The following is a 14,075-nucleotide window of genomic DNA, read 5'->3' on the forward strand; positions in this document are numbered from 1 at the left end:
GCCGGACCGCCGGCGTACGGGACTCCGGTGCCCCTGCGGCGGCCCAGTCGTCGTGGAGGCGGTTTCGGACAGCTCCGACAGAGAATGGAGTGCTCATGGACCGCCGGATTTTCGGGCTGGAGAACGAGTACGGCGTGACCTGTACGTTCCGCGGGCAGCGTCGGCTGTCGCCGGACGAGGTCGCGCGGTACCTGTTCCGCCGGGTCGTCTCCTGGGGCCGCAGCAGCAACGTGTTCCTGCGCAACGGCGCCCGGCTCTACCTCGACGTCGGCTCCCACCCCGAGTACGCCACCCCCGAGTGCGACGACGTGACCGAGCTGGTCACGCACGACAAGGCGGGCGAGCGGATCCTCGAAGGACTCCTGGTGGACGCCGAACGGCGGCTGCACGAGGAGGGCATCGCGGGGGACGTCTACCTCTTCAAGAACAACACCGACTCGGCCGGCAACTCCTACGGCTGCCACGAGAACTACCTGGTGGCCCGGCACGGCGAGTTCTCCCGGCTGGCCGACGTGCTCATCCCCTTCCTGGTCACCCGCCAGCTGATCTGCGGCGCGGGCAAGGTGCTGCAGACCCCGCGCGGCGCGGTGTTCTGCGTCAGCCAGCGGGCCGAGCACATCTGGGAAGGCGTCAGCTCCGCCACCACCCGCTCCCGCCCGATCATCAACACCAGGGACGAGCCGCACGCGGACGCCGAGCGCTACCGCCGGCTGCACGTGATCGTCGGCGACTCCAACATGTCGGAGACCACCACCCTGCTCAAGGTGGGCTCCACCGACCTGGTGCTGCGGCTGATCGAGGCCGGCGTGGTGATGCGCGACCTCACCCTGGAGAACCCGATCCGGGCGATCCGCGAGGTCAGCCACGACCTCACCGGCACCCACCAGGTGCGCCTGGCCAACGGCCGGGAGGCCAGCGCGCTGGACATCCAGGAGGAGTACTACAGCAAGGCCCTGGAGTTCGCCGACCGCAAGGGCATCAACACCGGCACCATCGCGCAGGTGCTCGAACTGTGGGGCCGCACCCTGGAGGCGGTGCGCACCGAGCGCCTCGACACGGTGGCCACCGAGATCGACTGGATCATGAAGTACAAGCTCATCGAGCGCTACCGCGAGAAGCACGAGATGAGCATGTCCAACCCGCGGGTCGCCCAGATCGACCTCGCGTACCACGACATCCACCGCCGGCGCGGCCTGTTCTACCTGCTCCAGGGCAAGGGCCAGGCGAAGCGGGTGACCACCGACCTCAAGACCTTCGAGGCCAAGTCCGTCCCGCCGCAGACCACCCGGGCCCGGCTGCGCGGGGACTTCATCCGCCGGGCGCAGGAGCAGCGCCGGGACTTCACGGTGGACTGGGTGCACCTCAAGCTGAACGACCAGGCGCAGCGCACCGTGCTGTGCAAGGACCCGTTCCGTTCGGTGGACGAGCGGGTGGAGAAGCTGATCGCCGGCATGTGACCGTCGGCGTGTGACCGACCGCCGTGCCCTCGGCGTTGACCGGCCCCGGTGGTGTCTACCGGGGCCGGACGCATGCCGGGCATACGCTGTCCGTCGAGTCGGGAGAGCCGACTTCGACCGACAGTTAGGACCACCGTGCGCCGCACCGCCGGTTTGCTTCTCACCCTGCCGCTGCTGCTCGCGGTCGCTTGCAGCAGCTCGCCCAAGGCGGCCGGACCGGCGACGCCGTCCACCCCGAGCGCGGCCCCGACGGTGCCGGCGCCGGTGGGCGAGGCCTCCCCGATGCCCACTCTTTCGGGTGGTGGTTTCGGCAGCAAGGCCACCATCACCATCCCCGAGGGCCAGCAGCCCAGCGGCCAGTTCGTGGTGAACACGGTGACGGACGGTGAGCGGTCGACGGTCGGCAAGGGCGACTGGGTGACGGTCAACTACACGGCGAAGGACTGGACCACCGGCAAGGACCTGCCCAGCTCGTACGACGACAACGGCAAGCCCCAGCTCTACCAGGCCGGCAGCGGGCAGCTGGTGCCGGCGCTGGACCAGACCGTGATCGACAAGAAGGTGGGCACCCGGCTGCTGGTGGTGGCCCCGCCGGCGGCCGCCTTCGGCGAGCAGGGCTCCACCCAGCTGGGCGTCAACAAGGGCGACACCGTGGTCTTCGTGCTGGACATCGTGGAGGCGCTGCCGCAGGACTCCACGCTGACCGGCAACATGACCCAGCCCGCCGCGACGCTGCCGCAGGTCAAGGACAACGGGAAGGCACCGGCGGGGATCACCGTCCCGGCCGGGCAGGCCGCCCCCGCCGACCTCCAGCAGGCCGTGCTGATCAAGGGCGAGGGCAAGCAGGTCAAGACCGGGCAGACCCTGATCGTGCAGTACACCGGGGTGCTGTGGAGCAACGGGCAGCAGTTCGACGCCTCCTGGACCCACGGCGGGGCGCAGGCCGTGCAGATCGGCACCGGCAGCGTGATCGAGGGCTGGGACAAGGGGCTGGTGGGGCAGAACGTGGGCAGCCGGGTGCTGCTGGTGGTGCCGCCGGCCCTGGGCTACAAGGACCAGGCCCAGGGGTCGGTGCCGCCGAACTCCACGCTGGTCTTCGTGATCGACATTCTGGAAGCGGTCTAGCGGGCGCTCTAGGAAGTCGCCGGGAGGATTCCGTACGCTTGGGCGGACGCTCGTACAACAAAGCGTCCGTCCTCATCCTGAGCTGTCATACTGCCCTCGCACTGTGGCAGGCGCCGCCCGGCGCCGGGGTCCGGGGCGGACGGGTACGGCGGCAGGCCGGCGCTCACCACGCCGGGCGCAGACCTGGAAGACCTCGTGGCGAGATGGATGGGGAGTCATGACTGAGAAGACGCCGAGCCCGGGCGCGGCCGGCACCGCGGCGAACGACGGCTCTGCGGGTGACCCGGCCGCCTCCCGCCCGGGAGGGCAGGCCACGGCGGACCGCGAGTCGATCGTCGTGCCCCCGGCGATCCTCGCGCAGCAGGCGGGCTGGGCGCAGCCCGGCGACAAGCCGCGCGCGGCCGGGCCCAAGTCGGACGACGACGAGGCCCCGCAGATCTTCGCCAGCAACGTGCGCAAGGCCGACAGCTCGGAGGCCGGGTACGACGAGAACCCGCCCGGCGTCGGCAAGCTGGGCGTGATCCTCGGCACGGTGCTCGCCGTGCTGCTGGTCGGCAGCGGCATCACGCTGTACATGGTGAACAAGGACTCGTCGAAGGACACCGCCTCGGCCGCCCAGCCGGACGCGACCAAGTCCGCGCCGCCCACGCCGACCGCCGAGCCGGTGCCGCCGATCAAGGACAGCGCCAAGGTGCTGCCGACCGTCACCGGTGACTTCGGCAAGAAGGCCGAGATCCAGGTGCCGGGTGAGGCCTCCGACGGCTCCTTCGTGGTGAAGGTGCTGTCCGAGGGCAACGGCCCCAAGGTGGACAAGAACTCCTGGACCTCGGTGGACTACACCGCCAAGGACTGGAACACCGGCAAGGACATCCCGAGCTCGTACGACGACAAGGGCAAGCCGCAGATCTTCCAGGCCGGCACCGACGCGCTGATCCCCGCGCTGGACCAGGCCGTGATGGGGAAGAAGGCCGGCAGCCGACTGCTGGTGGTGGCCCCGCCGGCGGCTGGCTTCGGCTCCCAGGGCAAGCCGGACATGTCGATCGGCCCGAAGGACAACCTGATCTTCGTGATCGACGTCCGCAACGCCAACGCGCCCGACGCGGTGGTCAGCGGCACCGTCACCCCGCCGCCGGCCGACTTCCCGCAGGTCAAGGACAACGGCAAGAAGCCGGCCGACATCACCCCGGTGGCCGGGGCCAAGGACCCGACCGAGCTCAAGACCCACGTCCTGATCAAGGGCACCGGGCCGGCGGTGGAGAAGGGCGAGAAGGTCGTCGTCCAGTACACCGGCGCGCTGGCCAAGGACGGCAAGGTCTTCGACTCCTCGCTCAGCAAGGGCCAGGCGTTCTCCTTCGCGGTCGGCGGCGGCCAGGTCATCCAGGGCTGGGACCAGGGGCTGACGGGCCAGACCGTCGGCAGCCGGGTCGAGCTGGTGATCCCGGCCTCGCTGGGCTACGGCGACAAGGGCCAGGGCGACATCCCGCCCGGCGCGACCCTGGTCTTCGTGGTGGACATCCTGGACGCCGGTCAGGGCTGATCGACTTTTCGGGGACAATGGTGCGCGTGTGACCTTCGGGTGCGGCCGCGTGGCCGCGTCCCGGCGGGCGGCGGGCGCCCGTACCGTGGTCCGGACGGACCGCGGCACGGGTGTCCGCCGCTTGGTCGTGTAGGGAATTTGGGAACGTGAGAAGAGGGACCATGGCTGTGAACCTGAACGAGAAGCCCGAGATCGACTTCCCGATCGGCGACGCCCCGACCGAGCTGCAGATCCGCGACATCGTCGTCGGTGACGGCGAGGAGGCCAAGCCGGGTCAGAACGTCAGCGTCCGCTACGTCGGCGTGACCTTCGAGACCGGCGAGGAGTTCGACGCGAGCTGGAACCGGAGCCCCAACGAGTTCCGCTTCCCGCTGGGCGGCGGCCGGGTCATCAAGGGCTGGGACCAGGGCGTCAAGGGCATGAAGGTCGGCGGCCGTCGCGAGCTGACCATCCCGTCGCACCTGGCGTACGGCAACCAGTCGCCGTCGCCGCTCATCCCGGCGGGTTCGACCCTGATCTTCGTGGTCGACCTGCTGGCCGTCTGAGCCTGCTGTGACCTCGGGCCGGACCCCTTCGGGGGCCCGGCCCGAGGCCGTTCCCGGGCCCGGACGGCGGCTCCCGGGGACCGGCCGCGGGACGCGGCTTTTGCAGTGCGTACCGCTACCGGTACGGTCGGTCCCGCCGGGTGAGGATCGCCCGGTTGGCGCACCCCGCGCGCGGCGCGGCACACCGGAAGGGTCAGCGATGGCGATCGCCAAGGCAGAGCGGCTGATGAATCTCGCCCTGTGCCTGATGAACACCAGACGTCCGCTCTCCAAGAAGGAGCTGCGGGAATCCATCGAGGCCTACCGCGAAGCCTGGCAGAACAGCAGCGAGGACGCCTTCAACCGGATGTTCGAGCGGGACAAGGACGACCTGCGCGAGCTCGGCCTGGTGATCGACGTCGACGAGAGCACGCTGGACGGTGAGCTGGGCTACCTCGCCCGCGCCGACCGCAACCGGCTGCCGGAGATCGCGCTGGACGCCGAGGAGGCGGCCGCGCTGACCCTGGCCGCCCGGGTCTGGCAGCAGGCCAAGATGTCCGGCGCGGCCAGCGGCGCGCTGCAGAAGCTGCGCGCGGCCGGGGTGCCGTTCACCGAGGCCGAGGGCCGGACCGCCCTGGAGCCGCGCATCCCCGCCCGGGAGGCCGCGTTCGAGCCGCTGCTCACCGCCGCCCGGGACCGCCGCCCGGTCACCTTCGAGTACCGCAAGGCCGGTGCCGCGGCCGTCGAGCAGCGCAGCGTCGAGCCGTGGGCGCTGGAGTGCTGGCGCGGGCACTGGTACTTGGCCGGGTACGACCGGGACCGCGGCGACGCCCGGGTGTTCCGGCTCAGCCGGATCACCGGCAGGGTGAAGGCCAGGAGCGGGGCGTTCCTGGGCACCGTGCCCGAGCACGTGGACGTCCGGGCCACCGTGGCCAAGTTCGCCGGTGAGGGGGCCACCGCCACCGCGACCGTCCGGGTCCGCCGGGGCGCGGGCTTCCCGCTGCGCACCAAGGCGCTCGGCAGCACCCGGGTCGACGAGGTCTGGGACGAGCTGGAGATCCCGTACGGCAACGGGCTGGGCGCCGACCTCGCGGAGTTCGGGCCCGACGTGCTGGTGCTCGGCCCGGAGGAGCTGCGGGCGGATGTCATCGACCGGCTGCGGGCGGTCGCGGGGCTGGACACGGAGGACGTTCGGGCATGAGCAATGCGATCGACCAGACGCGACGGATGCTGTCGCTGGTCACCTACCTGCGCGAGCGGCCCGGGGCCGAGGTCGCCGAGGTGGCGCGCGCGTTCGGGATCAGCGAGCGCGAGCTGATCGCGGACCTCAACGTGCTGCCGATGTGCGGCACCAGCTTCCGCGGCGGTGACCTGCTCGACATCGACACCGACGGCGAGCGGATCTGGTGGCACAACGTCGACGACGTGGCCCAGCCGCTGCGGCTGGCCGCCGACGAGGCGACCGCGCTGCTGGTGGCCGCCCGGGCGGTGGCCGGGCTGCCCGGTCTGCGGGCCGGGGACCGGGAGGCCCTCACCCGGGCCGTCGCCAAGATCGAGAACGCCGCGGGGGAGAGCGCCGAGGGCAGCGCCCGGGTCGGCGTGACCTTCGAGGCCGAGAGCCACGTCTTCGCCGACATCGACCGCGCGCTCAGCGAGGGCCGCCGGCTCTGGCTGCGCTACTACTCGCACGGGCGCGGCGGGATGACCGAGCGCGAGGTCGACCCGATCCGGCTGCTCACCGAGGGCCACACCTACCTGGAAGCCTGGTGCCGCACCTCGGAGGACCACCGGATGTTCCGGCTGGACCGGGTCGCCGAGATCCGCGTCCTGGACGTCCCGGCCGACCCGCCCCGGCGCGAGCCGCGCGACCTCAGCGGCGGGCTGGTCAACCCGGCCGCCGACGACCCGGAGGTGGTGGTCGAGGTCTCCTCCGGCGGCCGCTGGGTCGCCGAGTACTACACCCACGACCGGGCCGAGGAACTGCCCGACGGGGGGCTGCGGATCACCCTGCGCAGCGCCGACCCCTCCCAGCTGCGCCCGCTGGCGCTGCGGCTGGGCCGGGACGGCCGGATCGTCTCGCCGCCCGAGCCGGCCGAGCAGGCGCGCTCGGCCGCGCGGGAGGCGCTGGCCGCCTACGGGGAGGGGCGGGACTGAGCGGTGGAGCCCGGGACGAGATTCAAGGTGTACTGCTCGCAGTGCCGGGAGAAGGTCGAGCTCCCGGCCGAGGAGTTCCGGCTGACCCTCGGCCGGACTCCCGCGCAGGCGCACTACAGCTTCGGCTGCCCGCTCTGCGGGGCGGCGGTCCGCAAACCGGCCGGCGAGAAGATCGTCGAGGCGCTCACCGCGGCCGGGGTGCGCACCATGCGGCTCGTCCCGGCGGAGGGGTGACCCCCGTATAGGGTGGGGCGCATGTCCTGGATGCTCGTCGCCGCCGTCCTGCTCGCCACCGCGGGCCTGCTGGTCCTCGGGGTCCTCGCGATCCGGCTCTGGCTGGACGTGCGGGCGCTGGCCAAGGGCGTGGACGCGGCGTCCCGGGCGCTGGCCGAGGCGGCGGGGGAGCTGGCCGAGGCCGTTCCCGCCCGATAGCACGGCCGGGTCATCGGCGGTACGGGGGCTGCTGTCCTGAGGTGAGGGCGGGTTACGCTCTCAGTGGCTCCAGTCCTGCCGGTCGGGGCCGCTGTCCTGTTCGGGCGGCCGTCGTCGGGGCGTCATCCGCAGCGGTTACCATCCGCGGCGGGCGGCCTGTCGGGCCGCGGATGCTGAAGGTGGTCGGCGCATGCGCTTCTCGATGACCGCGATCGTGGTGGTCGTGGTGGTGGCCGTCGTGCTGTTCGGGGCCAAGCGGCTGCCCGACCTGGCGCGCTCGCTGGGGCAGTCGCTGCGGATCCTCAAGAGCGAGGCCAGGGCGATGCGCTCGGAGGAGGAGCCGGAGGGCAGTGCGTCGGCCGTCCGGCCGTCCGCGCCGCCGCAGGTCTCGGCGCAGGGCTCGGCGCAGGTCTCGGCGCAGCCGGAGGCCCGGATCGTCGAGCCGGCGCCCGGCGCCCCGGGTGTGCCCGGCGGCGAGCGCCCGCACTGAGCGCGGCGCGCGTGACGTACCCGAGGTACGCGGCACGGGTGCCGCGAGCGACCACGGAGGCCCGTCGACCGGCGGGCCTCGACGCACGAGTTGAGGACCGGGGTTGAGCAAGCTCTCCAAGGCGCCGCAGAAGGCGCCCAAGGATCCTGAGGGGCGGATGGCCCTCGCCGATCACCTGCGGGAACTGCGCAACCGCGTGGTCAAGTCGGTCCTGGCGATCCTGGTGATCACCGTCATCGCGGCGATCTACCACAAGCAGATCGAGGACTTCCTGCTGCAGCCGCTGCCGCGCTGCACCGTGGAGACCGCCGGGCAGTACCACGGCAAGTGCGCCCAGGTCTCCAACATCGGTCTGACCGCCGGTTTCACCTGGATGTTGAAGGTCTCGTTGACGGCCGGCGTGGTCGGGACCGTGCCGATCTGGCTGTACCAGGTGTGGGCCTTCGTGGCGCCCGGTCTGCACAGGCACGAGAAGAAGTACGCGGTCGTCTTCATGCTCTGCGGGGCGCCGCTGTTCCTGGCCGGTGTGGCCGTGGCGATCCTGGTGCTGCCGACCACGGTCGACGTGCTGATCTCGTTCACCCCGAACAACACCACGCCGATCCTGCCGCCCGAGGACTACCTCGACATCGCGACCCGGATGGTGCTGGTCTTCGGCCTCGCCTTCGAGTTCCCGCTGCTGCTGGTGATGATGAACCAGGTCGGGATGGTCACCGGCAAGCGGCTGCTCGGCTGGTGGCGCGGCATGGTCATGGGCATCACGGTGTTCGCGGCCTTCGCGACGCCGAGCGCCGACCCGCTGAGCATGCTGGCGCTGGCCGCGCCGATCTGGGCGCTGTACTTCATCGCGGTGGGCATCTCGATCATGAACGACCGGCGCAAGCGCCGGAACGACCCGGACGCCGAGCTGGACGACGAGGAGGCCTCCGAGGTGGACCTCTCGGTGCAGCCGGTGGCGGGTACGGAGACGGTCGAGGCCTCGGCGACGCCGGCGGCGGGCGCCGCTCCGGTGCCGGGCGCACGGCGGGAGCAGATGGACGACATCACCTGAGCCGGTGAGTGATCGGGCCGCGGCCCCGGTTCCCGCTTCGTGCGGGGGCCGGGGCCGTCCGCCGTTCCGGGGACTTTCGGGGGACTCTTCGGGGAAGGGCAGGGGACTCTTGGCAGAGCAGATGGCATGTGACATATTACTGGCGTGCTGAAGACCTGGACACCTCCACTGGACGTCGTCGTGGTCGGCGCCGGAGTCGTCGGCGCCGCCTGTGCCTACTACGCCGCCCGGGCCGGACTCGCCGTCGCCGTCGTCGACCGCGGGCCGGTCGCCGGTGGCACCACCGGGGCGGGCGAGGGCAACCTGCTGGTCTCCGACAAGGAACCCGGGCCCGAACTCGACCTCGCCCTGCTCAGCACCCGGCTCTGGCGCGAACTCGCCGAACAGCTCGGCCCGGCCGTGGAGTACGAGCCCAAGGGCGGCGTCGTGGTCTCCTCGACCGAGGCCGGACAGCAGGCGCTGCGGGCCTTCGCCGCCGGTCAGGCCGCGGCCGGGGTGAGCGCCGAGGAGGTTCCGGCCGAGCGGCTGCGCGAGCTGGAGCCGCACCTCGCCCCCGGGCTCGCGGGCGGCTACCACTACCCCCAGGACGCCCAGGTGCAGCCCGCGCTCGCCGCCGCCCAGCTGCTGCGCGAGGCCCGCCGGGCGGGCGCCGAACTGATCACCGGGGAGGACGTGACGGCCGTGGAGCGCGGCCCGGACGGCGCGGTGCGCGGCGTACGGACCGCCCGGCGCCGACTGGCCGCCCCCGCGGTGGTCAACGCCGCCGGCACCTGGGGCGGCGAACTGGCCGCGCTGGCGGGGGTGCACCTGCCGGTGCTGCCCCGGCGCGGGTTCGTCCTGGTCACCGAGCCGTTGCCCAGGATCGTCCGGCACAAGGTCTACGCCGCCGACTACGTGGCGGACGTGGCCAGCGGCTCGGCCGATCTGCAGACCTCCGCCGTGGTCGAGGGGACCCCGGGCGGGCCGGTGCTGATCGGCGCCAGCCGGGAGCGGGTCGGCTTCGACCGGACCCTCTCCCAGGAGGTGCTGCGCCGGCTCGCCGTCCAGGCGGCGGAGCTGTTCCCGGTGCTCGCGGACGTCACCGTGATGCGCGTCTACCGGGGCTTCCGCCCCTACCTGCCGGACCACCTGCCCGCGATCGGCGAGGACCCCCGGGTGCCGGGGCTCTACCACGCCTGCGGGCACGAGGGGGCCGGGATCGGGCTGGCGCCCGCCACCGGGCTGCTGATCGCCGAGCAACTGACCGGCAAGCGGCCGGAGCTGGACCTCGCGCCGTTCCGGGCCGACCGGTTCCCGGCGGGGTGAGGGGCGTGAGTGTGGTGACGGGCGTGGGTGTCGGTGTGGGCCGGGCCGTGGACGGATCGGATCGGATGAGCTGGACGACGGAATGGAGAAGCCGGTGACGCGTCGCCGAACCCCTGCCGGGCTGGTCGGGGCCGACCCCGGGCCCGGGCACCTGATCGAGTTCGACGGGCGGGCCGTCCGCGCCCTGCCCGGGCAGTCGATCGCTGCCGCGCTCTGGGCCGACGGCGTGCTCGCCTGGCGCACCACCCGGACCGGCGGGCGACCGCGCGGGGCGTTCTGCGGGATCGGCGCCTGCTTCGACTGCCTGGCCACCGTGGACGGCCGGGCCAACCAGCGGCTGTGCCTGCTGCCCGCCGAGCCCGGCACCGTCGTCACCAGTCAGGAGGGCCACGGTCGTGCCGATCTCGCCGTCTGAGCGCTCCGAGTCGTCCGAGGGCTCGGGGTCGGCCGGGCGCTCCGGGTCGGGCTACGACCTCGCCGTGGTGGGGGCCGGGCCGGCCGGGCTGGCCGCCGCCGTGACCGCCGCCGACCTCGGGCTGCGCTGCGTCCTGCTGGACGGCGCGGACCGGCCCGGCGGGCAGTACTACCGGCACCCGGCGCCCGGACTGGGCGCGAGCCGCCCGGACCGCCTGCACCACCGCTGGCCGGTGTACGCCGGGCTGGCCGCGCGGCTCGAAGCCCACCCGCGGGCCGACTTCCGCGGCGGGCACCAGGTGTGGGCGCTGGAGCGGACCGCCGACGGCTTCGCCCTGCACGTCACCCGCGGCCCGCAGGCCGCCGACCGGGCCACCCTCCGGGCCGGGGCGGTGCTGCTCGCCACCGGCGCGTACGAGCGCCAACTGCCCTTCCCCGGCTGGACGCTGCCCGGGGTGGTCACCGCGGGCGGCGCCCAGGCCATGCTCAAGGCCGGGCTGGTGCTGCCCGGCCGGCGGATCGTGGTGGCCGGCAGCGGACCGCTGCTGCTCGCCGCGGCCTCCTCGCTGGTCGCCGCCGGGGCGGAGGTCCCGGCGGTGGTCGAGGCGAGCGGCTACCTCGGGTACGCCCGGCGCCCCGGTGTGCTGGCGGCCGTCCCCGCCAAGCTCGTCGAGGGCGCCGGGCACGGCGGCGCGCTGCTGCGGCACGGCGTACGGCTGCGGCCGCGCAGCGCGGTGGTCGAGGCGCACGGGACGGACCGGGTCACCGGCGTCACCGTGGCCCGGCTGGACGCCGACTGGCGGCCGCTGCCCGGCACCGAGCGGCGGATCGCCTGCGACGCGCTCGCCGTCGGCCACGGGCTGCTGCCGCAGATCGACCTGGCCACCGAACTCGGCGCGGACACCCTCACCGGGCCGGACGGCGCGGTCGCGCTGCGGGTCGACGCCCGGCTGCGCACCTCCGTCCCGGGCCTGTGGTCCGCGGGGGAGACCAACGGCGTCGGCGGTGCGGACCTCGCGCTCGCCGAGGGGGAGCTGGCCGCGCACGCGGTCGCCGGGGTGCTGCCCGGGCGGGCGCTGCTGGGCCGCCGGGCCCGGCTGCGGGAGTTCGCCGCGCTGATGGCGGCGGCCCACCGGCCCGGGCCCGGCTGGACCGGGTGGCTGCGGCCGGACACCGACGTGTGCCGGTGCGAGGAGGTGCCGGTCGCGCGGATCGCGGAAGCGGTGGAGGAGCTGGGCGCGGGCGATCCCCGGACCGTCAAGCTGCTCACCCGGGCGGGGATGGGCTGGTGCCAGGGGCGGATGTGCGGTCCGGCCGTGGCCTGCCTGTCCGGCGCTGCGGAGCCGGGGGCGGACCGGCGGCCGATGGCCTGCCCGGTGCCGCTCTCGCAGCTGGCGGCCGGCCCGGGGGAGTAGGCCGGTTCGGCGGAAGGGCCGGGCCCGATCCGTCGGAACGTCTCGGGCGGGGACCCTTGTCTCCGGCCTGTCACTGTTTATAAAATGTCACACCTCACCAAGGAGCCCAACGTGTCCATCACCCCGCACGACACCACCCGCCCCTGGCGCGGCATCATGGTCGCCACCACGATCCCGCTGCGCCCGGACCTCTCCGTCGACTACGACGCCTACGCCGAGCACGTCCGTTGGCTGATCGAGTCCGGTTGCGACGGCGTCGTCCCGAACGGCTCGCTGGGCGAGTACCAGACGCTCACCGCCGAGGAGCGCACCCGGATCGTCGAGGTCGCGGTCGAGGCGGCCGGCGACGGCGCCCGGGTCATGCCCGGGGTCGCCGCCTACGGCAGCGCCGAGTCCCGCCGCTGGGCCGAGCAGGCCGCCGAGGCCGGCGCCGGCTCCGTCCTGCTGCTGCCGCCCAACGCCTACCGGGCCGACCACGCCTCGGTGCGGGCGCACTACGCGGAGGTCGCCCGGGCCGGGCTGCCGGTCGTCGCGTACAACAACCCGATCGACACCAAGGTCGACCTGGTGCCCGCGCTGCTCGCCCAACTGCACGGCGAGGGCTCGATCGTGGCGGTCAAGGAGTTCAGCGGGGACGTCCGCAGGGCCTACGAGATCGCCGAGCTGGCGCCCGGGCTGGACCTGCTGATCGGCGCCGACGACGTGCTGCTGGAGCTGGCGCTGGCCGGGGCCGTCGGCTGGATCGCCGGGTACCCGAACGCGCTGCCCGAGGCGTCCGTGGCGCTGTACCGCGCGGCCGTCGGGCATGACCTGGAGACCGCGCTGCCGCTCTACAAGTCGCTGCACTCGCTGCTGCGTTGGGACTCCAAGACCGAGTTCGTCCAGGCCATCAAGCTGTCCATGGACATCGCCGGACGCCCCGGCGGGCCGGTCCGGGCGCCGCGGCAGTCGCTGGAGCCGGAGATCGAGGCGGCCGTGCGCGCGGCCACCGAGAAGGCCCTCGCGGAGGGTCTGGCGTAGGGCCTGCCCGACACGCGCCGGCACCACTGGTAGCACCGGCACCACCCGTCGTACGGCCGGCTGTGCGGGCAGCCGGCCTCAACCAACCGCTTCGTCAGAGGAGTTGTGCGGAATGCGCAGCCGTCACGTGTTCCACGCCGTCGACTCGCACACCGAGGGCATGCCGACCCGGGTGATCACCGGGGGCTTCGGCGTCATCCCCGGCGCCACCATGGCCGAACGCCGGGTGCACTTCCAGCAGCACCTGGACCACTTCCGCACCCTGCTGATGTACGAGCCGCGCGGGCACGCCGCGATGAGCGGCGCGATCCTCCAGCCGCCGACCCGGCCGGACGCCGACTTCGGGGTGCTCTACATCGAGGTCTCCGGGCTGCTGCCGATGTGCGGGCACGGCACCATCGGCGTCGCCACCGTGCTGGTCGAGACCGGGATGGTGCCGGTGGTCGAGCCGGTCACCACGGTACGGCTGGACACCCCCGCCGGACTGGTGGTCGCCGAGGTGCGGGTAGAGGGCGGCGCGGCCAAGGCCGTCACCATCCGCAACGTCGCCTCGTACTCCGTCGCGCTGGACCGCAAGATCGAGGTGCCCGGCCACGGCACCATCGGCTACGACCTCGCGTACGGGGGCAACTTCTACGCCATCCTGCCGCTCGCCGAGTTCGGGCTGCCGTTCGAGCGCGAGCGCAAGCAGGACATCCTGGACGCCGGCCTGGCCCTGATGGACGCGATCAACGCGAGCCCCGACCGGCCGGTGCACCCGGAGGACCCCTCCATCCACAGCTGCCACCACGTCCAGCTGCTCGCCCCCGGCTCCACCGCCGAGCACTCCCGGCACGCGATGGCCATCCACCCCGGCTGGTTCGACCGCTCGCCCTGCGGCACCGGCACCTCGGCCCGGATGGCCCAGCTGCACGCGCGCGGCGAACTCCCGCTGGGGCGGGACTTCCGCAACGACTCCTTCATCGGGACCACCTTCACCGGGCGGCTGGTCGAGGAGACCGAGGTGGCCGGGCGGCCGGCCGTGGTGCCCACCGTGACCGGGCGGGCCTGGATCACCGGCACCGCCCAGTACTTCCTCGACCCGGACGACCCGTTTCCGGCGGGCTTCCTGCTCTGACGCTCCCTCCCGAACGCGCTCCGAAGGGCTGCTA

General features: G+C 73.2%; 15 protein-coding genes. All 15 read left to right on the forward strand.

The window, feature by feature from the left end; translation table 11 throughout:
- Positions 1–95 precede the first annotated feature (95 nt).
- The 15 genes from pafA to ACFC1T_RS21355 all read left to right on the forward strand — a co-directional run bounded on the left by pafA (position 96) and on the right by ACFC1T_RS21355 (position 14,041).
- Positions 96–1,457: a Pup--protein ligase gene (pafA, locus tag ACFC1T_RS21285; protein WP_375890798.1), complete on the forward strand. Its 1,362-nt coding sequence runs from the start codon at positions 96–98 to the stop codon at positions 1,455–1,457.
- Between the two features lie 135 nt (positions 1,458–1,592).
- Positions 1,593–2,582, forward strand: a complete 990-nt coding sequence (locus tag ACFC1T_RS21290; protein WP_375890800.1) for an FKBP-type peptidyl-prolyl cis-trans isomerase — start codon at positions 1,593–1,595, stop codon at positions 2,580–2,582.
- Between the two features lie 217 nt (positions 2,583–2,799).
- Positions 2,800–4,119, forward strand: coding sequence for an FKBP-type peptidyl-prolyl cis-trans isomerase (locus ACFC1T_RS21295; RefSeq protein ID WP_375890802.1), 1,320 nt, complete (start codon positions 2,800–2,802; stop codon positions 4,117–4,119).
- Between the two features lie 161 nt (positions 4,120–4,280).
- The gene (locus tag ACFC1T_RS21300; protein WP_375890804.1) at positions 4,281–4,664 is read left to right on the forward strand and encodes an FKBP-type peptidyl-prolyl cis-trans isomerase; all 384 of its coding nucleotides are present in this window, start codon (positions 4,281–4,283) and stop codon (positions 4,662–4,664) included.
- 199 nt (positions 4,665–4,863) lie between these two features.
- The gene (locus ACFC1T_RS21305) at positions 4,864–5,844 is read left to right on the forward strand and encodes a helix-turn-helix transcriptional regulator (RefSeq protein WP_375890805.1); all 981 of its coding nucleotides are present in this window, start codon (positions 4,864–4,866) and stop codon (positions 5,842–5,844) included.
- Positions 5,841–6,797 carry a helix-turn-helix transcriptional regulator gene (locus ACFC1T_RS21310; RefSeq protein ID WP_375890807.1) on the forward strand — a complete coding sequence of 319 codons (957 nt, stop codon included), beginning with the start codon at positions 5,841–5,843 and terminating at the stop codon, positions 6,795–6,797. Before ACFC1T_RS21305 ends, ACFC1T_RS21310 begins: the two co-directional genes overlap by 4 nt.
- Before the next feature lie 27 nt (positions 6,798–6,824).
- Positions 6,825–7,031, forward strand: coding sequence for a hypothetical protein (locus tag ACFC1T_RS21315; protein ID WP_333493513.1), 207 nt, complete (start codon positions 6,825–6,827; stop codon positions 7,029–7,031).
- A gap of 21 nt (positions 7,032–7,052) precedes the next feature.
- A complete protein-coding gene (locus tag ACFC1T_RS21320; protein ID WP_360230298.1) occupies positions 7,053–7,229 on the forward strand; it encodes a hypothetical protein in 177 nt (58 codons plus the stop codon).
- Positions 7,230–7,419: 190 nt separating this feature from the next.
- Positions 7,420–7,719: a Sec-independent protein translocase subunit TatA gene (gene tatA, locus ACFC1T_RS21325; RefSeq protein ID WP_375890809.1), complete on the forward strand. Its 300-nt coding sequence runs from the start codon at positions 7,420–7,422 to the stop codon at positions 7,717–7,719.
- 157 nt (positions 7,720–7,876) lie between these two features.
- On the forward strand, positions 7,877–8,770 hold the full coding sequence (gene tatC / locus ACFC1T_RS21330) for a twin-arginine translocase subunit TatC (protein ID WP_375890940.1): 894 nt from the start codon (positions 7,877–7,879) through the stop codon (positions 8,768–8,770).
- A gap of 144 nt (positions 8,771–8,914) precedes the next feature.
- The gene (locus tag ACFC1T_RS21335; RefSeq protein ID WP_375890811.1) at positions 8,915–10,075 is read left to right on the forward strand and encodes an NAD(P)/FAD-dependent oxidoreductase; all 1,161 of its coding nucleotides are present in this window, start codon (positions 8,915–8,917) and stop codon (positions 10,073–10,075) included.
- 82 nt (positions 10,076–10,157) lie between these two features.
- Positions 10,158–10,490, forward strand: coding sequence for a (2Fe-2S)-binding protein (locus ACFC1T_RS21340; protein ID WP_375890812.1), 333 nt, complete (start codon positions 10,158–10,160; stop codon positions 10,488–10,490).
- Positions 10,471–11,904: an FAD-dependent oxidoreductase gene (locus ACFC1T_RS21345; protein WP_375890814.1), complete on the forward strand. Its 1,434-nt coding sequence runs from the start codon at positions 10,471–10,473 to the stop codon at positions 11,902–11,904. Before ACFC1T_RS21340 ends, ACFC1T_RS21345 begins: the two co-directional genes overlap by 20 nt.
- A gap of 156 nt (positions 11,905–12,060) precedes the next feature.
- Complete coding sequence (locus tag ACFC1T_RS21350; RefSeq protein WP_375890942.1) at positions 12,061–12,924, forward strand: dihydrodipicolinate synthase family protein; 864 nt, start codon at positions 12,061–12,063, stop codon at positions 12,922–12,924.
- A 112-nt stretch (positions 12,925–13,036) separates the two neighbouring features.
- Positions 13,037–14,041: a proline racemase family protein gene (locus tag ACFC1T_RS21355; protein ID WP_375890815.1), complete on the forward strand. Its 1,005-nt coding sequence runs from the start codon at positions 13,037–13,039 to the stop codon at positions 14,039–14,041.
- The last annotated feature ends 34 nt before the right edge of the window (positions 14,042–14,075 follow it).

Origin of the sequence: Kitasatospora sp. NPDC056076 (genome assembly GCF_042266305.1) — a bacterium.
Lineage (GTDB): Bacteria > Actinomycetota > Actinomycetes > Streptomycetales > Streptomycetaceae > Kitasatospora.